General features: G+C 38.3%; 18 protein-coding genes. 6 read left to right on the top strand and 12 right to left on the bottom strand.

Features of this window, described 5'->3' with window-relative positions:
* Positions 1-17 precede the first annotated feature (17 nt).
* Positions 18-620: a riboflavin synthase gene (locus KSX81_RS20760; RefSeq protein ID WP_004303876.1), complete on the bottom strand. Its 603-nt coding sequence runs from the start codon at positions 618-620 to the stop codon at positions 18-20.
* A 1,018-nt stretch (positions 621-1,638) separates the two neighbouring features.
* Here KSX81_RS20760 and KSX81_RS20755 point away from each other — a divergent pair.
* Genes KSX81_RS20755 through KSX81_RS20745 form a run of 3 tightly spaced genes read left to right on the top strand, consistent with a single transcriptional unit; the run spans position 1,639 to position 3,397 of the window.
* Entirely contained in the window at positions 1,639-2,265 is a 627-nt protein-coding gene (locus KSX81_RS20755; protein WP_118408809.1) for a DUF488 family protein, read from the top strand.
* Positions 2,262-2,705, top strand: coding sequence for a DUF488 family protein (locus KSX81_RS20750; RefSeq protein WP_118408807.1), 444 nt, complete (start codon positions 2,262-2,264; stop codon positions 2,703-2,705). The genes KSX81_RS20755 and KSX81_RS20750 overlap by 4 nt, the downstream gene beginning before the upstream one ends.
* 26 nt (positions 2,706-2,731) lie before the next feature.
* Entirely contained in the window at positions 2,732-3,397 is a 666-nt protein-coding gene (locus tag KSX81_RS20745; protein WP_147396446.1) for a dual OB domain-containing protein, read from the top strand.
* 64 nt (positions 3,398-3,461) lie between these two features.
* Here KSX81_RS20745 and KSX81_RS20740 read toward each other — a convergent pair whose 3' ends face one another.
* The 5 genes from KSX81_RS20740 to KSX81_RS20720 form a co-directional block, all read right to left on the bottom strand.
* Positions 3,462-3,830, bottom strand: coding sequence for a DUF5640 domain-containing protein (locus KSX81_RS20740; protein ID WP_118036881.1), 369 nt, complete (start codon positions 3,828-3,830; stop codon positions 3,462-3,464).
* 28 nt (positions 3,831-3,858) lie between these two features.
* The gene (locus KSX81_RS20735) at positions 3,859-4,923 is read right to left on the bottom strand and encodes a hypothetical protein (RefSeq protein WP_234393354.1); all 1,065 of its coding nucleotides are present in this window, start codon (positions 4,921-4,923) and stop codon (positions 3,859-3,861) included.
* A gap of 468 nt (positions 4,924-5,391) precedes the next feature.
* Positions 5,392-5,979, bottom strand: a complete 588-nt coding sequence (locus KSX81_RS20730; protein WP_118036882.1) for a tyrosine-type recombinase/integrase — start codon at positions 5,977-5,979, stop codon at positions 5,392-5,394.
* Positions 5,980-6,136: 157 nt separating this feature from the next.
* Positions 6,137-6,409: a hypothetical protein gene (locus tag KSX81_RS20725; RefSeq protein ID WP_315870288.1), complete on the bottom strand. Its 273-nt coding sequence runs from the start codon at positions 6,407-6,409 to the stop codon at positions 6,137-6,139.
* Positions 6,410-6,699: 290 nt separating this feature from the next.
* On the bottom strand, positions 6,700-7,716 hold the full coding sequence (locus KSX81_RS20720) for a DUF3871 family protein (RefSeq protein WP_122296015.1): 1,017 nt from the start codon (positions 7,714-7,716) through the stop codon (positions 6,700-6,702).
* A gap of 922 nt (positions 7,717-8,638) precedes the next feature.
* Here KSX81_RS20720 and KSX81_RS20715 point away from each other — a divergent pair.
* Complete coding sequence (locus tag KSX81_RS20715; RefSeq protein ID WP_315870289.1) at positions 8,639-10,483, top strand: hypothetical protein; 1,845 nt, start codon at positions 8,639-8,641, stop codon at positions 10,481-10,483.
* 79 nt (positions 10,484-10,562) lie between these two features.
* Here KSX81_RS20715 and KSX81_RS20710 read toward each other — a convergent pair whose 3' ends face one another.
* The 6 genes from KSX81_RS20710 to pstC all read right to left on the bottom strand — a co-directional run bounded on the left by KSX81_RS20710 (position 10,563) and on the right by pstC (position 17,685).
* Positions 10,563-11,444, bottom strand: coding sequence for a hypothetical protein (locus tag KSX81_RS20710; protein ID WP_195578879.1), 882 nt, complete (start codon positions 11,442-11,444; stop codon positions 10,563-10,565).
* 435 nt (positions 11,445-11,879) lie between these two features.
* Positions 11,880-13,688, bottom strand: a complete 1,809-nt coding sequence (locus KSX81_RS20705) for a site-specific integrase (RefSeq protein WP_149947058.1) — start codon at positions 13,686-13,688, stop codon at positions 11,880-11,882.
* 411 nt (positions 13,689-14,099) lie between these two features.
* On the bottom strand, positions 14,100-14,789 hold the full coding sequence (gene phoU, locus KSX81_RS20700; protein ID WP_004296659.1) for a phosphate signaling complex protein PhoU: 690 nt from the start codon (positions 14,787-14,789) through the stop codon (positions 14,100-14,102).
* A gap of 55 nt (positions 14,790-14,844) precedes the next feature.
* Positions 14,845-15,603 carry a phosphate ABC transporter ATP-binding protein PstB gene (gene pstB, locus KSX81_RS20695; RefSeq protein ID WP_004296658.1) on the bottom strand — a complete coding sequence of 253 codons (759 nt, stop codon included), beginning with the start codon at positions 15,601-15,603 and terminating at the stop codon, positions 14,845-14,847.
* A gap of 8 nt (positions 15,604-15,611) precedes the next feature.
* On the bottom strand, positions 15,612-16,487 hold the full coding sequence (gene pstA, locus KSX81_RS20690; RefSeq protein WP_004321179.1) for a phosphate ABC transporter permease PstA: 876 nt from the start codon (positions 16,485-16,487) through the stop codon (positions 15,612-15,614).
* A gap of 1 nt (position 16,488) precedes the next feature.
* Positions 16,489-17,685, bottom strand: coding sequence for a phosphate ABC transporter permease subunit PstC (gene pstC, locus KSX81_RS20685; protein WP_004321180.1), 1,197 nt, complete (start codon positions 17,683-17,685; stop codon positions 16,489-16,491).
* Positions 17,686-17,862: 177 nt separating this feature from the next.
* Here pstC and KSX81_RS20680 point away from each other — a divergent pair, with 177 nt between their 5' ends.
* Positions 17,863-18,675 carry a PstS family phosphate ABC transporter substrate-binding protein gene (locus KSX81_RS20680; RefSeq protein WP_004321191.1) on the top strand — a complete coding sequence of 271 codons (813 nt, stop codon included), beginning with the start codon at positions 17,863-17,865 and terminating at the stop codon, positions 18,673-18,675.
* Between the two features lie 48 nt (positions 18,676-18,723).
* The gene (locus KSX81_RS20675) at positions 18,724-20,463 is read left to right on the top strand and encodes a glutamine--tRNA ligase/YqeY domain fusion protein (RefSeq protein ID WP_004321195.1); all 1,740 of its coding nucleotides are present in this window, start codon (positions 18,724-18,726) and stop codon (positions 20,461-20,463) included.
* The last annotated feature ends 53 nt before the right edge of the window (positions 20,464-20,516 follow it).

Here is a 20,516-nt window from a genome sequence, read left to right as displayed (position 1 = left end):
CACTTATTTATATTTTCTTATTTATATTGAATCATCCGGCTGATATACTTGCCAATAATATCGAATTCGATATTTACCACACTGCCAATCTCAAACGTATGGAAGTTCGTATGCTCGTATGTATAAGGAATGATAGCCACCTGGAAAGTATCATCCGTCGGATTACATACCGTCAGGCTAACACCGTTCACAGTCACCGAACCTTTATCCACGGTGATATATCCGCGTTTCGCCATCTCCTTGTCAAACGCATATCGGAATGTAAAATACCAGCTGCCTTCCGCATCCTTAATATCGATACAAGTAGCAGTCTGATCCACATGTCCCTGAACGATATGTCCGTCCAACCGACCGTTCATCATCATGCTACGTTCAACGTTCACCTTATCCCCCACTTTCAACAAACCGAGGTTAGAACGCTCCAACGTTTCTTTCATGGCAGTCACCGTATACGTATCATCCGTCAGAGTCACTACCGTCAGGCATACACCATTGTGAGAAATACTCTGGTCGATTTTCAACTCATTCACAAACGAACACTTAAATGTAAAGTGTATATTCTCCTGGTCTTTCACCAGTGCTACCAAAGTAGCATATTCTTCTACGATTCCAGAAAACATAATTCTATTTACTATTTACGATTTTACAATTGAAAGTACTCTCTTAATGCAAGGGTCAAAGATACGAATAAGGAAGCAGCTTAGAAAATAAGAGCAAAAAAAAATGGGGCTTTTATTACTGTATCTAATTATTAGCCATTTAGCAAAATGGTGATTCATTCTTGTGCTTTGTATGCCTCATAAGAACATTACAAATATAACTCTTAATTCTGAAATAAAACGCATTTCCCTATGATATTTTAATCTATATGTTCTATTTAACAACTTATATTTAAATAAAAAGCCAACTATCATCTCGATAACTGACTTTTAATTTTTAATCACTTATTTGCCTTGTATATCTTTATAATACTCGGCAAAGTTCTCTGCATAATTCTTAGCTTCGGGACTTCCTTTAGTTTATGTACATCTTTATCCATTATTCTGCTTATAGAAGCAATAATTCCATTTTGTCGCTATCTACCACTTTGACATTTTCTTCCAATACAAACACATACCTCAATAATCCAGAATGTATCTTTTACATTAGATTGGACAGATTCTTATCAGTACCTTTGCTATAGATAAATCAATTACCAATCTATTTATTTCTACAAAAATATGCAAGTAACACCCAAAAAGAGCACCGTGATTTCTTATTTACCACAAGAGATTAGAGAAACTAGATTAACAGAGGTTACATATTTACCTATTACAAGGGAAATGCTAGAAATGCTTTTCTCTAATTCAGCTAAGAAGAATAAGCATAAACTAATCAAGAAGAGAAGGCAAAATTTCTAATTAGTCATTTATGTTTCCCTGTCTATAAATACAAGGATTTATTTTGTGGAATTTTAGTAAAATATGCTATCAAACATTTTTATTCTAAATATAAAATAATATATGTAATCAAGTCGATAAACCGAATAAGAAACATCGTTAAATTATTGCAAAATATTGTATGTAAAATGATGAAAAAGCAATCTTTGTATTTTATATTTTATTATCTTTGTAATAAACTGATTTGGCTATTATTTTTATGGAAAATAAACTCATATATACAGTTGGACATTCCAATCAGGAAATTGAAGAGTTCCGTAGTTTAATACAAACATTTGATATTAATTGTATTGTAGATGTTCGGAGCGTTCCAGCAAGTGCATATACACCACAATTTAATCAAGATAATCTGAAATATTATTTAAGACAATATAATATTGTTTATTTACATTTCGGTAAAGAGTTTGGAGCTAGGCGTAATGATTGTTTGGATGATAATGGATATGTTAATTTTGAAAAAGCAATAGATACAACAGCATTTAAATATGGAGTTCAGCGTTTAATCACCGGATTAAATAAAGGTTTTAGAATTGCCTTGATGTGTTCAGAAGCCGCTCCTATAGAATGTCATAGATTTGCTCTTGTTTCTAGATATTTTTATGAGCGTGGATTTAATGTAAAACATATACTCAAAGACAAAAGTATAGTTGATAATGCTATATTACAGAAAGAAATGGTTGATATATATGTGAAAGAAAAAAAAATACGTGATATAAATGATATTTTTGCGACAATGGAAAATTATGATGAACGTTGTCAAATAATAGATGCTTACCGAAAAAAAAACGAAGAGATTGCTTATCATGTAGAAAAGGAGGTTATATGATTACATTATTTACAATTGGTTTTACAAAGAAAAGTGCAGAACATTTTTTTGAATTATTAAAGAAATATCATGTAAAGAAGATTATTGATATTCGCATCAATAATACTAGTCAACTGGCGGGATTTGCAAAGGGAGTAGATTTATCTTATTTTGCTCAACAAATCTGTGGAATAGAATATACTCACATAATCGACTTTGCACCAACAAAAGAGTTGCTATCTGATTATCAAAAGAAAAATATTGATTGGAAAGGATACCAACAAATATATAGGAAATTAATTGAAAACCGGAAAATAGCGCAAAAATATAATATTGAAAATTTTGATGGTGCATGTTTTTTATGTAGCGAAGAGACACCAGAACAATGTCATAGAAGATTGTTGGTTGAATACTTTAAAGAGCTTTATCCAACTAACATTAATATTGTCCATATTAAATAACACGATAAAAATTCTAGCGTTCCACTATGAAAAAACACTTTATTTGTTTAGCAAATTCCTTCAAATATGCAGGTCGCTGTTTGGGAGGGATTGAAATAGAAATGAAGGATAATAAGTATACAATAGTTCGTAATGAAAATGGAACTCCTAAATGGATTCGTCCAATCTCTTTTGAAGAGCATGGGCAACTTCCTGCTTCAGAAACAAGGCATATCAATATCCTTGATATTATAGAAGTCGATATTACGGAGACTTGTCCAAAGTATGCACATAGCGAAAATATTCATTATTCTAATCTAGTAAGAAAAACAAGATGTAGTAAGCAAGTTGATGCAATGGATAATTTATGTGATAATATTCATAAGAAGATTTTCTATAACTGTGGAAAAGCTGTACCTACTAATGTTTTTCAAGAAGGAAAATATTCTTTAATGCTTATAAAACCTGATTCTCCTCAAATATATTATGATTCAGACACAAATAAGTATAGAGCGAAATTTACCTATGAAAATATAGAATACGATTTTCCTATAACAGACCCATATTATATTGATTTGTTAAAACATACACCTTCATTATGTGTTGCACGTAAAACAGGAGAGTTGTATTTCATAATATCTTTAGGAGAAGAACTTGACGAATGGCATTATAAACTCATTGCAGGCATTATAGATATGAAAATAGAAGATTAAATCGTATATAAATAAAAAAAGGTAGCAAATGAATGTTACTTCAAATGCTGCCTTTATTTAATTATTACTTCTTCTTGAAAGTGGTTTCAGTACCATACTCATTCTTGGCAGTCATAGTATTGCCATTAATGTTGATAGTGTATTTGTCAGTATCATCATCGTCATAGTTTATTATTAATGTACTGGATTTACTATCATAAGTGTAAGTAAACTGATATGTGTATGATTCACTATCATCGTCATAAAATAAATGCTCTTCTCCGCTTCCGTCATTTCGGAAGGTCCACCTTAAATGTTCGCCTTCATCATCGTTCTGCCATACTCCAACCAATGGATTAGACGGGTCGTCATCGTCATCATCACCACAAGCGGTAAAGTTCAAACACAATACAACCATTAACAAGGTCGTTCCAATTAATCTTAATGTCTTCATCTTTAAATTGTTTTAGTTAATTAATAAATTATATATTAGGGTTCACCTCATTATCATTTAAATCACCACCATTGAAATTCATATCAACATTCTCATTTCCCATTGGAGTATCATCCTCTTTAACTCCTAAAGAAGAATCTGTAGTACTGCCATTCACATTTACATTGACAGTAGTCATTACATTGCGTTTTACAGTAATTGTCTTACTAAATGTTTGAGTTGCTCCATTAGCCCGTTCCCATTTTAACTGTATGGTGAGGTCTTTAGTATAGTCCTCTGCTTGCCAACATTTATAAACCTCATAGAAAGTACACATAAATGATGTTTCTAATACATTCTCACCTGCTGATACCTCAACATTGGAATTTATGGAGTTAGATTCATTGTTTATTGTAATGCTGTTAATATACAGTTTACCGTCTACAGGTGGAGTTACTATAAATTTAAGCCCAAAGGCTGTACGCTTTAAATCTATATTGGCAACTCCGTCTTTTGTAGGAATATAATCGGTTAGCTCGCCATAGAATCTATCACTCTTAGGATAATAAGACCGACAATTATAATTATCATAATACCCGCTCGTGCTCATAGTTCCAATCTTTAGCCCACCAAAACAAACAGGATTCGTTGTGGAAATATTGAATTTATTCTCTAGGGCTATTCCGCTATACTTACTATTAAGAGTTCCAAGTCGATTGAAAGGAGCATAATATATTTCATTATCATGATATAATGTATCTACATCTTCTCGTACCATAGAACACTCAAACTTATATTTGTGTCCCTCAATCAAAGATATTGTCATATCTTCAATATTATCAAACAGTCCATAAGCATAATTCTGATAATTCGTATCTCCGTCCTTCTTATAATACACATTAATCCCATATATCTTCTTTGGTGCAACTTCTGTTCTGCTTAAAGGAGTTTCAGAAGTGGAGATAAATTCTCCGCCCAAATTGAATGAGATAGTGTAGGTTTCTTGGTTAGTCTGCTCCTGTTCTTTAGGTGGTAGTTCATCCTCATTATTACTACAAGAGAATAGACTACTACTTCCTATGAGAAGCATACCAATTAATCTGAATATCTTCATTGTAATAATCTGTTTGTGCTTCTACGTTCCTAATAGAGAGCGTTAATAATTGAGATATAAGTGTGAGGAACACAACACGGAGTTGCACACTTCTTTGATAAAGAACTGTTGAGTAGTAAAATAGACTGTCTGTTTCTTATATACCTGTATTTATGCCAACCTGTTCCCTATAGTTGGCTACTACATACAAAAAAGGTGTGGGAACTATCAGCATATCTGTTCCAAGGTATCGCCAAACACCCACACTACAAATACACACAAGTTACCCACACCTAGACTATGATATTCTGCTAAATAGCAGGTATATAGCCAAGCATGGGCGTTGTGCATATCCTCGTAGTGTAAAATTTTGGCGAAATTCTGGAACAAGGATAATGCAAAACGCCTTTCGTTAAATAAATATGTTATTCCATTACTGGAACGGCACAAATATACGAAAAGCGTTTGTATTATAACTAAACCTGTGTGTTAAAAACTAAGACAATCATAAGTATTTAATAATTCCTCTTGCCTTAATCCCAAGTATCTTTTAGTAATTGATACACTGGAATGATTGAATAGCTCCATAAGCTTAACAAGTGCAAGCTCTGAATTATCGTTATTCATGTTGTAGACCTGTCTGCCAAAGGTCTTTCTAAGAGAATGACACGAAAAATTGCCTATTTGTAGCCTGTATTTTTTCTTAATCTCCTTCAACATGACATTGATTCTCTGAACTGTGTAGACTGTCCCCTTCTGACTTATCAATACAGGAGCATTTATGCCAACTGGATTTGTATGCTCATAACAATCTCTGATATGTTGCTGTAGCTGCATATTAATCCTAATAGTCCTTTGCTTCCCTGTTTTAATCTCTATAATGGTAAATTCTTCTGCATCTAATATCTGATTCCACCTCAAAGCAAGAATATCAGAAATTCTTAGACCTGTGAAGCAACCCAAAGCGATAAGAAGTGACATCTTATAATTACTATCCCTTGCCAACTTTCTTACTAAGTTCATCGCTTCGCTCCATTGCAAATAATCTGCTGTTGTACTTGAATATTTAAGTGACATAATGTTCTGTTTTATAGTGAAACTAATAAAAGTGAATATTATTTTTTAGTTGGAACATCTAACTTGCTGATTATTAAATAAACATTCACTAATCATCAAAGTGAACATTTTTATAAAGCAAGGACACTAAGTAAATAATGTCCTTACTTCATTCAACCTATATAAAAGGTAAGTGAGCTTCATCCAACACGCCACTGTCAACTATCCGTTTGCAAAGTTCATGCGATGCCTGATTTCTAAGGTCTGTGCCATAGTCCTTATTACCAACCATGCGGATAATCTCCACTATGGTTTTCATTAATTCCTGCTGTAGTGTACGGTGATAATACCTTGTACTTTCAGCAAACCTTTTTGGATTCCAACCATAATCGTTCAAGGCTCTTTCAAGTTCTTGCGCTGCCTTGTATTCGCGACTGCCTTCTATTACCATATTTATAATATTTAAGAGGTTTATAAATAGAAAGAGTACCTATATATAGTATATAGATACCCTTATTAGTTCTTCATGTACTACTTCATTGTAATAATCTTGTATATAGTCCAAATAATCATCAAGAAGAATACAACAGGTGAAATTGCACACGCAATAAAGTACATGATAATCCAAAATGTAACGATTAATAACGCTTGTAACATAATCTTTTGAGTATTAATAGGTAATGAATAATAAAGGAACACCCTTATTATATGGATGCCCCTTTTAAGTACTCTGTAATACCACTAACTAAGAAACCATTGATACTTGTCATCACCATGTAAAGCGGAACATATACCCGTTGCAAGTTCTGTAGCATTATAGGCTCTATCCAAGAATGAATCTATATAGCTGCTCTTATTTGCACCTGTGAGCAAGTTGTAGAACTTCCACATAGACAAATCATTTCCCAAGCTGCCAAAGTTCTCGTCATTGATATACGCTTTAGCCACATTGTTAACCTGTGTATCAGTAAGCAACATTTTAGGTATATCTTTCTGATAGCCTTGCGGTAATGACTGATAAAGTCTCATTCTTCCAAGTAGTTGGCAGAACTGATGCTCTGTCATACTGGTATTGCCTAAAGACTGCATCAAGTGTATGTGTTTGGCTGCATCGTATTTGTGGAACATTTCCAATACCGCTTGATATAAATCCCTTGTATTGGTAACTTCCAAGCAACTAAGATAACCGTCTGTAGATACACATAGATTTGTGCAAACCTTACAAGTAAAGCCAATAAACACTTTAAACCGCTCCGAGCCTTTCTTTGAATAAAGATTGGTGTGGTTATAAGCTCTCACACCACCAATAGTAAGTGTTAGCCTGTTACCGTGTACTGTCTCATAGATAGTAGGAACTTCAATAACAAAAGCGCACCTCTCGTAATAGATAGTCTTATCACTTTCTAATAACTGATTGGCTGGCTTATGTATTGCTTCGGGAATCCTACCTTTGATTACATGAGAAACACGAATATCTGGCGATTCAATTTGTTCACCGCTAAAGAATGTATTGGTTGCATCCTGTACCGCTTCAATGAAAGCCACATGAGATAATGTAGCTTCGTTGTCCTTTGCGAATACGGGTATAATACAATCATTCCTTAGATGTTCCAAACTGGCTTCAATCGTATTGGCTTCAATGAATAGAGGTCGTTTCTGCTTAATAATTGGCTCTTCAATTATTACCGCTTCTTCTGCATATTCACCAAAGTTTCTACTAGTTCTTTGTACTGGCATAATCTGTAATGTTGATTCCATAATCTGTAATTTATTAAGTTAATATTAGAAATTCCTCTGTCTGAAAGCTAAGCAAGCCACAATCAGTATTAATAATCCAATAAAGAACTGTGGCATTAAGACTATTGGCACAATTAGAATTATTCCAAACGTCAATAAAATCTTTAAATTCTCCATACGCATAATAATAGATTAGTAAATAGTGTATTTAAGGACAAAATGAGGGCTTGACATGAAGTTCTATTCATTCACTTTCCTTTGTGCATCTTTATATGTAGACATATACAAATCGTTGATAAGTCCGCATATTTCAGAAGTTCAAAAGGTTTGTGGGCTGAATAGCGATTCATGTTATCCTTTCATTTCTCCTAATGATTGGTATGGGGGTGTTAGTAGTTTCATGAAAGCCTAGCGCACGATATACATCTGATACGCTCACTGACGAATCAAATATTTCACTCTATAGCTGTATAAAGTCTAAATAGAAACGCTACCTAAATCTAGAGGGTGGGGGTATGAATTTCAGGTACCTATATTTTGGGGTTGGGTATCAAAAGGAACTTTTCCAGTAATATATATCACTCTCAAATGCCATTAGTGCCCTTTAGGACATACTCCCCTATAGAATGACGGACTTATGACAGTATCAGTATAAAGTTTGCAGATTGTCCACAATTCATGATTTTACTGTCGGAATATTAATTACCTTTGCAATATCAGGACAATGGGAAACACCCAAAATATAATCCTCAAAATTATTCCGATTCCATGTTAGAGATACCCTAAACGGGTATAATTCGACCTGATGCGTATCAGGTTTTATTATTCTTGTGACTGTCCAATATTTCTACCATGACTCCCTTATACTAAAGATAAAAATCCTCTATAAAGTGGACATCACTAGATTAGATTATTCCAGTCAAATTAACTTTTAACTTAACTCATGAAAAAAGAAGTGATTAAAATTCCGGCAAATATCAAGTATTTAACCGAACGGGACAAGTTCATAGAAGAATTCGGGAAACCGTTTGAACTTCCTAATGGTATTTTGAATAAAGAGATACCCGGCTGTGGAGCAACTACAGTCGCACTGACAGATGAACATAAAACTATTATATGCAGCCCTCGCAATGAACTGTTGAAAAACAAACATGAACAATACCCTGATACCTTGCTTGTAATTGGCGGGGTAGACACCATAGAGATTGAAGCATATTTGCAGACTGCGGAGCTTCCCAAGATTCTGGTCTCCTACGATTCCGTGTATAAATTGATTGGCTGTATTAAATACAAATCAGATTGGCGTGTAGTAGTGGATGAATTTCAGTGCTTGTTGGCAGATAGTAGTTTCAAGTCTGAAATAGAATTGCACTTTTTGGATAATTCAAGGTCATTCCCGTATGTTACATTCTTATCGGCAACTCCAATTCTTGACAAATATCTGGAACAGATTGACCACTTCAAGGATATGAATTACTATCAGCTTGACTGGGAAGAAAAGGATATTGTCAGAGTATATAGAGAACGTACAAAGAATCCTATCAATGCAGCATTGGAAATAGTTCGCTACTATCAGAATGGCAATTATCCTTCTGTGTATGTTAATGGGGAAAGGATTTACTCCAAAGAATGTGTTATATTTCTCAATAGTGTAAATAATATTGTGAATATTATTAAACAAACAGAACTCAAACCGGAAGAAGTAAATATCATTGTAGGTAATTCTGACGATAACGACAGACAGATTGCAAGGATTGGGGAAGGATTCAAAAGAGGGAGAATTCCCTTGAAAGGGGAGACGCACAAGAAATTCACCTTCTGTACTTCCACCGCTTATGCGGGCTGTGATTTTTACTCTACCAATGCCGCAACTTTTGTCATTAGTGATTGTAATCGCCCGAACACTGCGGTTGATATAGCAACGGAACTGGTACAGATTGCAGGCAGGCAGCGTCTGGCATGCAACCCCTTCAGGCAGTTCCTCACCTTCGTTTACAATGTCAATGCAGAGGAGGTAGAGCAGGAGACATTCAATGAGCATCTGTGCCGGAAGGTCAATGTGACACTTGACGAGATTAGGGATAACAACAATGCAGGTGAAGCATTGAGAGCCAAACGTATCAAGGATTTTAGGAGAATCCCCGATAATGTAAAATATCAGGATTCATATACAATGTACGATGAACAGAAAGGAGAATTTGTTTTCAACCGTTTAGCCTATGTAAATGAGCAATACTGTTTTGATGTCCAGAAGTTCAATTATCAGAATGGGGTAATTGTAAAGAAACTGCTCCAAGATAGTAGTTTCGATGTCAGTGAAAACCAAACTTATGCCGTTTACCAAGAACAGTTGAAACATCTAATCAAAAAGGAGCCATTTGTAGACAGGATGCAGGCATACTGTGAATATCGTGCCAAGCAAGGGCTGATTGTCAATCTCGCAATGTCAACACTGGAAAGCAAATATCCAGAACTTAGGTATTATTATGAGGCTTTGGGGGCTGACAGGATTAAAGCTTTGAATTATAAAGAGAAGAAACTGCTCAATGAAATCCATATCATGAAAACCAAAAATAAGATTCGTCATGAATTACACGGCATTATTCATATCGGAGACAGAATATTAACTACTGATATTCAGCAAACCTTACATGATGTATATGACAGGCTGGGCATTGACAAGTCACCGAAAGCGGCCGACCTCAATGAATTCTTTGAGATTCATCCCGTCAAGATACCGACCGCCAACGGCCGGAAAAATGGCTTTGAGATTCGAGGAATATTGTAAACAAACAGAAAGAGGCTGAACTCAAAATCAATTTGAGACAGCCTCTTATTTTTATGTATCATGTACAATCCGGTTATTCTTATTGCTGTTGAGCGTTACGCATCTCAATAACTCGCTCGATGATTAAGTGCTGAATACAGCTAATTTTATCTTCGCACTTAGCTGCTTCAATCCGCAACTTCTCTGTTGCTTCGATGCTGTTTAACACATCACAGACTGTATCAAAACCATATTCCGAGATACCATAATTAATGGCCTTAATATATCTGGTCTGTTTTGCAGCTTTCACGCCAAAGGCTTGTACTGTTGCCTTCATCAATTGCTCTGCCTGCGCATAAGTTCTATATTCTTCTTTAAAAAGAGAAGAACTCATAGCAAGGGCTTTGCTTTGTAATAAAGAAACAGTAGTGCTTATACCAAAATATCCCTGTACGGCAGTACCGGACATAGAGTACATTATGCCAAACTTGCGGATATTCAGAAATAATTCATCTCCCGTTACAATTCCGGCATATCCTATCCACTCATCCTTTGAAGGACATTGGGAGAGATATGCAGTTGTTGCCACTCTGCGGTAAGCGTCAGAAACGCTATCACATTCCACTAATTCAGCTTGCAGTGGCTCATCCGTCAAACCGAGCAAGTTAACATTGTCGGCTTTATCCAGATAGACCATTACGGCCGGAGCATTATCGGGAAGATTCCCTATTTTACTACCTACGTAATCGTATAGAGGAACATTCTCTGCGTAGAATGGTTTTGCATCACAGAAGCAAAACACGGTCGGCAGGAGCTTGCTCTTATCTATAGATTCATAGGTTTTATTCTTCTCAAGGCATTTACGCCTGATAGAATAATCGGTGAAGGCAGGAATGATTTCCAGTTCTTCGCCATTTACTAATATCGTGGCAACAAAGTACCATTTGGGAGCTTCTTCGCTCCCCAAATTTACATGTTTCATAAAAGTTATATTATTATTGAAACTATCAAACGGTATATAAGAGCGGGCATACTTATACCTTCATATATACCCGGCAATCCGAGAATTGCCTAATTAATAATATTAACAATTATGAACTAATTGTTACAGCTTATCACTTCCAAGCAAAAGCGATAGCTTAAAGCACCGAGGTGCTGGGGTCGGATTGTACATGATTTCAAAGAGCGGGTTGTTCAATGCTTACTCATCAACAATATGAGTTAATCATTTAACTGCTGCAAAGATAAACCATTTTACTGATAATATCCAAATTCTACAATCCATTATGGTTAATTTCGTCCGGATTATTGTACAAATATAGACTGTCTGTTAACGTCAGTTAATGAGATTTTATCATACCTCCTTACAGCCGTAGCTGTTCGAGGAGAATATGGCGGTTTGGGTAGTAGAATCACTTTACTTGTCTTTGGCCTTCAATATTGCCGCTACAATTTCTTTCATGTCATTAAGGCTGTCATTATCCAGAATCCCCATTTTGAAAGCCTTATCAACAATCTGCATGACAGTTTCCACATTTACCTCTATCTTTATACATTTGACAATTAACAGCTTAAGCTCGTCCCTCAAATTGGACAGATTACCAACAGACAGCCGTTCCACATATTTATGGGCTACTTCAAGGCCGGAGGCGGGAGATTGCATATAAGCCTCTATTTCTTTCACAATACCACTTATCTCGCTATTGTAATCATATAGTTTGCCGTTCTTCACATATCCCATACGTTCAAACATGTCACTGGCTTTATTGATTCGGGATGCTAAAAATTGAGTGTCCAACAGAGTATCGAACGTAATACCATTTATAGTATTTTGATACTGTTTTAAAATATTAATGGCTTCTTTGTTACCTTCTTGACTAATAGTAGTAGGTACTTTATCAGATTGCCTTACTTTTGTAGATTCTGTTTCCAACATTAGTAAAGCGGCATCCTCAGAGGTTAATCTTACATATTTCTTAAAAGACTTTGCATCATTATGTCCTGTTATCTTCATTATAATATGACTATCATAGCCATGTTTTAGCATATTACAGATAAAGGAACGTCTTGCTGTATGCGTTCCTATTAGTTCGTATGCTTTCACTTGTGTTGTAACAACTTCTCCTCCCCTATCCTCTGTTACATTATGTAATCTTGTTATACCTGCTTTTTCACCTATGTTCTTTAAATAGTTCAAAGCTGTTTGATTGGTATAAATAGGAAAACCATTTTTATACTTATTCAGAATATCTATAGCAACAGGTAAAAGAGGAATTGATACTCTATGCGTTTTCTTTTCTTGCACAATTTCTATTACTTTCCCTTTACCATTAGGCGCTTCCTTTATAATCCCCTCATTAATTGCTTGCGTATCAGAGAAGCGTTGCCCTATCCAACATTGTAATACAAACAAATCTCTCACTTCTTCTTCCCTTCCTGTTAAGCGCAAAGCATATATTTTATCTATTTCATCTTCCGTTAAATAAATCTCATTTTCATCACCTTGTCTACTTTGGGGCTTTTTATACTTGTCCAGTTTGGATTCGTGAATATCAATCATGCCTTGCTGCTCTGCTCTTTTAAGAATACATATTATCTTCTCTACCTTATTACCAACCGTAGTAGTTTTCGTTGTTTTACCTTTACCAACTTCCTTATTAAAAAGATAAGATTCATAATCCTTTATCAATGGTAAATTTATATCACTAAAACTAATAGGATATTTACCTACTTCATTCAGAAAAGCTTCAAAGAACTTTATTTGTTTCACATAATCAGCTCTTGTACTATCTTTTATAGTTCTATCTAAAGCTAATGTATTACGTAACCAATGTACTGCATTTATATTTTGCTTTTCTTTCTCCATAGTATCTTTGTATATAAACTTCTTTAATATCTTAACACTATTTCCGATTTCGTTGGGATTGTCACAAAGATAACGCTTATATTGCAGAAAGCGATTTTTAATCTCAATTATTTTCGTGTTAACAATAGTATTATTGAGATTATCAAGTTCACTTAACCTACAACTGATATAAGCCTCTTGCTTCTTCACATTCCAATGTTCTGGATATACCTTAACACCCGTAGAAAGTCTTATTTGCTTCCTATCTATCCTGCATACCAAATAGATATTAGTAGGCTTGTTTGATTTGGGTTCTCTCAAATTAAACTTAGCCTGTACTTCATTAAAAAAAATCTGTCCCGTTTGAGCCTTGTTATTCATTTCTGTGCTTCAATTTCGTAATTCAAACTCGTACTTCAATTTCGTGCTTACAAGGCTTTAGCTAACAAAATATCAAGAAGAATCCTCTCTCACAGTATTGTAGAACGCCAATTTACTATCATCAATAAGAGCAAAAAAAATGGGGCTTTTCACAAAGCTCCATTTTTCAGTTTTCAATAGGTATTAGTTTTTTTTTAAGGTAAAAAGATTGTTTTCAGGATAACGGTGCAAATATAGGCGGTTTTACCGATACTATCCAAATTATAAAACATGTCATATAACATCTTTTTGAAAATTCTTTGGATTTATTATCATTTGAAGCAAAATCTCCTGTAACTTGTCCGTTACAGGAGACAAATATAAGATAATTTTTTAAGGAGCCCTAATTTCTGTTTAAAAATCGGCAGAAAATTACTTTTCCGGGTAATTTTCATCGGTTTTTCCACGATGTTTTAACACTTTGGCATCAATGAAGAATACAATCTCCTCGGCAATGTTGGTAATATGATCTCCCGAACGTTCCAGTTTACGGAACACGCTGACCAAATCTACGCAAGTATGTACAGCTTCCGGATGTTCGATAATATAGTCTGAAAGAATTCCTGTCGCATCCGCATTGATTTCATCCAGCAAATTATCCTTAGCAAACACTCCTGCCGCCAAATCATTACTCTCTTCATTCAAGGCACGTTTTGCCAGTTCCAGCATCGACAACACCTCTGCCTGCATCTCTGCCAGGCGGAGACGAGACAACAGCTCTGCATCCAATACCGGTTCTTTGCAACGAAGTACAAAACGGGCGATCCCTTCCGCAAAGTCACCCAAACGTTCCAAGTTCGTATTGATTTTCAACATAGCCAACACAAAACGAAGATCAATCGCCACCGGATTATACAATGCGATAATATCTTCCACATCACTATCTATCTTCAATTCAAAAGCATTCACCCTGCGTTCGCGAACCATCACCTGTTGAGCCAGCTCCTTGTCAAGGGTCAACACAGCCTCTCCGGCACGGTCAAGCTGGTTGTACACCAAGGTCCACATTTCATCAATTTCCTTCTTCAATAGGATGAGTTCCGATTCTATAAACTTTACCATAGTCTATTATATATAAATGATTAATATTCTATCAATTGGGTTTCAGATACCCGGATTACCCAAAACGTCCCGTTATGTAATTCTGGGTAGCCTCTTTCTCCGGATTGGTGAATATCTTTTTCGTCTGATCGAACTCCACCATTTCTCCCATATAGAAAAACGCCGTCTTATCACTGACACGGGCCGCCTGCTGCATATTATGCGTAACGATTACAATCGTATAATCCTTCTTCAGTTCATGAATCAACTCCTCCACTTTCGCCGTAGAAATAGGATCGAGCGCAGACGCAGGTTCATCCATCAGCAATACCGAAGGAGAGACAGCCATCGCACGGGCGATACAAAGACGCTGCTGCTGTCCGCCGGACAGTGCATAAGCCGATTCCTTCAACTTATCTTTCACCTCATCCCAAAGAGCCGCTCCTTTCAATGTTTCCTCCACACGCTGGCGAATGAAAGCATTATCTTTTATTCCGTTCACACGAAGTCCGTAAGCCACATTCTCGAATATGCTTTTCGGGAAAGGATTGGGACGCTGGAACACCATTCCCACATTCTTGCGGAGTTCGTCCACTTCCACGCCTTTCGCATAGATATTATGTCCGTCGATACGGATTTCTCCCTCCAGACGGGTAGCAGGAATCAAATCATTCATCCGATTGAAAAGCCGGAGAAAAGTAGATTTGCCACAACCGGACGGTCCGATAAAAGCAACAACCGATTTTTCCTCAATCTGCATGCTGATGCCCTTCAATGCATGAAAGTCCCCATACCAGAAGTTCACATCACGCGCATCTATTTTCACTGTATCCATATACTAATTTAGTTCGTTTTTACTCTTTTCTCAAAATACTTTCTCAAGGCATTAGCCAGCAGATTCACCAACAGGATAATCATAATCAATACCAATGCCGTGCCATAAGCCAGCGGCAGTTGTGCCTCCATATCCGTTCCACTGGTGGAAATCACATACAAATGGTAAGGCAAGGCCATACACTGATCCAAAATACCGGTAGGAAGTTGCGGCAGGAAGTATGCGGCACAAGTAAACAGAATCGGCGCCGTCTCTCCCGAAACACGTCCCAAGGCGAGAATCAACCCAGTGATAATGTTCGGCATACCCATCGGCAGAATAACGTGCCATATCGTCTGCAACTTCGTCGCTCCCAATGCCCGGCTACCTTCACGCATACTGTCGGGAATGGCTTTCAAGGCTTCCTCCGTTGTCCGGATGACCAAAGGTACGCAAAGCAAACCTAATGTCAAAGAGCCTGCCAGAATACTATCACCAAACCCCATATAATTGACAAACAGCGCCATACCGAACAATCCGAATACGATGGAAGGAATACCGCTCAAGTTATTGGTCATCACCCGGATAAAGCGTACCAACCTGCCTTTCGGCGCATACTCATTCATATAAATCCCACTCATCACCCCTATCGGAAATGCAAACAGCGCACTTCCCACCATCAGGTAGAAGGTACCGACAATAGCCGGCCAGATACCGCCACCTGTCATTCCGTCCGTAGGAGCCGAAGTGATAAAATCCCAACTGATAGCACCGATTCCCTTATAGATGATAAATCCCAGAATCGCAAACAATATCAATACAATGCAAAGACTCAACAACCGGAAAATCCCGAAAGCAAATTTCTGCGAACGGTGTTTAGCTTTATTATTACTCCGTATTTCCATCTTATTTACTACGTTTTAATCCTTTAGAAGAAATATATTCCACACTAAAGTTGATAATCAATGTAATGAAGAACAGTACGACACCCAACAGGAACAATGCCTGATAGTGCGGACCACCTGCAGGAGCCTCTCCCAGTTCGGCGGCAATCGTAGCCGGAATGGTACGTAAAGGCTCAAGAATAGTTGTCGGAATCACAGCCGCATTACCGGTAACCATCAATACCGCCATCGTCTCTCCGATAGCACGTCCGATGCCAAGTACCACGCCGGATGTAATACCCGAAATAGAATAAGGAATTACTACCTTATATATAGTCTGCCATTGAGAAGCCCCCAACGCCAGACTCGCTTCCCGCATTGCACGCGGACAGTTACGCATCGCATCTTCCGTCACCGTTATGATGGTGGGCAATGCCATAATGGCCAGTACGATACTCCCTGCCAGGCCGCTCTCTCCCACCGGAAGATTAAACAACTTCTGAATCAACGGAACGATGACAATCAACCCGAAAAAGCCATAGACCACGGAAGGAATACCGCTCAACAGTTCGATAATCGGTTTCAGCCAGTTCCGCACTTTCGGGTTTGCCACTTCAGACATATAGATAGAAACCGAAAGCCCGAACGGCAAAGCAAAAAGAATGGCGAACAGACTCACCCACAACGTACCGGTAATCAACGGCAGGAAGCCGAATTGAGCTGCCGGAGTGGCCGTAGGAAACCATTCGGCACCCGCAAATACATCTTTCACGGAAATGGTGTTATCCTCTATGAAATGCACCGCGTCCGGATGAACAATAAACTTCTGCGGAACAAAAGCTACGATACCCAGTGTTTTCTCTACCAGTTCCGTAATCTTGTCGCCTGCATATTCATAAGCAGGCCCCAGCTCCTCCTCCGTATAATACTGCGTTATATCCTCCAAACGAAAAACCCGGATAGGGAGATCTTCCCCACCGAGTTCCTTCCAGTTTGTGATCTCCTCATCAAAAACATTTTTTATCTGTGCAGGGCTCAACACACTAACTTTGTTGCTCTTATTCAGCGCCAACACATATCCCTCTTCAATCACCTTACTCTTGAACAGCCCGAAAGCTTCCGTGAAAAGGAAGAGTACAATCAGCAGAATAGTAATACTTGTCACGAAACCGCTACAAGTCAACATTCCTTCTATAATCCTTTCAAATACCTTTTTCATACCTACTATGATTTCTGATGCAAAGAAAGCGTCTCTTTATTAAGGAGGTGTGACTAACGTTTGAAGGAAATGTTTCAATCATGTTACGTTTGTGTTACAAGTATCATTTCCATTCCGGATGAAATGGAAATGTAATATTCGATTGCTTAATTTGCAAAGTCAATAAAAAGAAGAAATATGAAAGTGAGAAGAAACTTATTAATCGCCCTTTCCTTACTCTCGCTCGGTGCCAACGCACAACGTATAAAAGGTAGCGACACGGTACTGCCTGTCGCACAACAGACAGCAGAGCGGTTTATGAACCAGCATCCGAATGCCCGTGTCACTGTAACCGGTGGCGGAACCGGTGTGGGTATCTCCGCTTTAATGGATAATACAACGGACATTGCAATGGCTTCCCGCCCAATCAAGTTCAGCGAGAAGATGAAAATTAAAGCGGCAGGAGAAGAAGTAAACGAAGTGATTGTTGCCTACGACGCCCTCGCCGTGGTGGTGCATCCCTCTAATCCGGTGAAACAGCTGACCCGCCAACAACTGGAGGATATTTTCCGGGGGAAGATAACCAACTGGAAACAGGTAGGCGGAGACAACCGAAAAATAGTAGTCTACTCGCGTGAAACATCGTCCGGTACTTACGAATTTTTCAAAGAGAGCGTACTGAAAAATAAAAACTACATGGCAAGCAGCCTTTCCATGCCGGCAACAGGTGCTATTATCCAGTCTGTCAGCCAGACCAAAGGAGCCATCGGATATGTAGGACTGGCCTACGTGTCTCCCCGTGTCAAAACGCTTTCCGTGTCTTATGACGGAAGCCACTACGCCACCCCTACGGTAGAGAATGCCACCAACAAAACCTACCCTATCGTCCGGCCGCTTTACTACTATTACAATGTAAAAAATAAGGAACAAGTTAGCCCCCTGATTCAGTTTATTCTTTCATCCGACGGACAGGACATTATAAAAAAGAGCGGTTATATTCCGGTTAAATAAAAAAAATGTCCTACTTTTGTAGCCTAAATACAGATAACATTAACCGTTATGACAGATATTAAAAACGAAGAAGCAGGCGAAAAGAAAAGCTTGAACTTTATTGAACAGGCAGTAGAGAAAGACTTGAAAGAAGGTAAAAATGGTGGAAAAGTGCAGACGCGTTTCCCGCCCGAGCCCAACGGCTATCTTCACATCGGCCATGCCAAAGCTATTTGCCTTGATTTCGGCATCGCAGAAAAACACGGCGGTGTATGTAACCTTCGTTTCGACGACACTAACCCTACCAAGGAAGATGTGGAATATGTAGAAGCTATCAAAGAAGATATCCAATGGCTAGGCTACCAGTGGGGAAACGAATACTACGCTTCCGACTACTTCCAACAATTATGGGACTTCGCTATCCGCCTGATTCAGGAGGGAAAAGCATATATCGACGAACAGAGTTCGGAACTGATTGCACAGCAGAAAGGTACTCCTACCCAACCGGGTGTGGAAAGCCCTTACCGGAACCGTCCTATCGAAGAGAGCCTCGAACTTTTTAAGAAAATGAATAGCGGCGAGATCGAAGAAGGCGCCATGGTGCTCCGTGCCAAGATTGACATGGCTAATCCGAATATGCACTTCCGCGATCCGATTATTTACCGTGTAGTGAAACACCCGCACCACCGTACGGGTACTACCTGGAAAGCTTATCCGATGTATGACTTCGCCCACGGACAGAGTGACTTCTTCGAAGGAGTGACTCATTCTCTGTGCACACTTGAATTTGTGGTACACCGTCCGCTTTACGACCTCTTCATCGATTGGTTGAAAGAAGGAAAAGACCTGAACGACAACCGTCCCCGTCAGACTGAATTCAACAAACTGAACCTAAGTTACACCCTGATGAGCAAACGTAACCTGCTCACACTGGTGAAAGAAGGATTGGTAAACGGATGGGACGACCCTCGTATGCCGACGATCTGCGGTTTCCGCCGTCGCGGTTATTCACCGAAGTCCATTCATAAGTTTATCGATAAAATCGGATATACCACTTACGATGCCCTGAACGACATCGCCCTGTTGGAAAGCTCTGTCCGGGATGATTTGAACAGCCGTGCTACCCGTATATCTGCAGTAATCAACCCGGTTAAATTGATTATCACCAACTATCCGGAAGGACAGGTTGAAGAACTGGAAGCAATCAACAATCCGGAAGATCCGGAAGCAGGAAGTCACCTGATCGAGTTCAGCCGCGAATTGTGGATGGAGCGCGAAGACTTCATGGAAGACGCTCCCAAGAAATATTTCCGCATGACACCGGGGCAAGAAGTACGTCTCAAAAATGCTTATATCGTGAAATGTACCGGTTGCAAGAAAGACGAAAACGGTGTTATCACAGAAGTATATTGCGAATATGACGCAAATACCCGCAGCGGCATGCCGGATGCGAACCGCAAGGTGAAAGGTACGCTCCACTGGGTAAGCTGCAACCACTGCCTGCAAGCAGAAGTACGTTTGTACGACCGTTTGTGGAAAGTGGAAAATCCACGTGACGAACTGGCCGCCATCCGCGAAGCAAAAAAATGCGAAGCACTGGAAGCCATGAAAGAAATCATTAATCCGGATTCATTGAAAGTTCTGCCCAACTGCTACATAGAGAAGTTCGCAGCTACCCTGCCTCCACTCTCCTATCTGCAGTTCCAACGGATCGGTTACTTTAATATTGACAAAGAATCAACCCCGGATAAACTAATCTTCAACCGTACAGTAGGGTTGAAAGACACATGGGGTAAGATTAATAAATAACTAAGCTTTCAAGCTTAACTTTACAATGGGGCTGTGTCAAAAGGATCATCATC

The sequence above is a fragment of the Bacteroides sp. MSK.18.37 genome, assembly GCF_019129155.2.
Lineage (GTDB): Bacteria > Bacteroidota > Bacteroidia > Bacteroidales > Bacteroidaceae > Bacteroides > Bacteroides ovatus.
The sequence above is the reverse complement of the archived record's forward strand: the minus strand, read 5'-3'. Positions and strand labels throughout refer to the sequence as shown.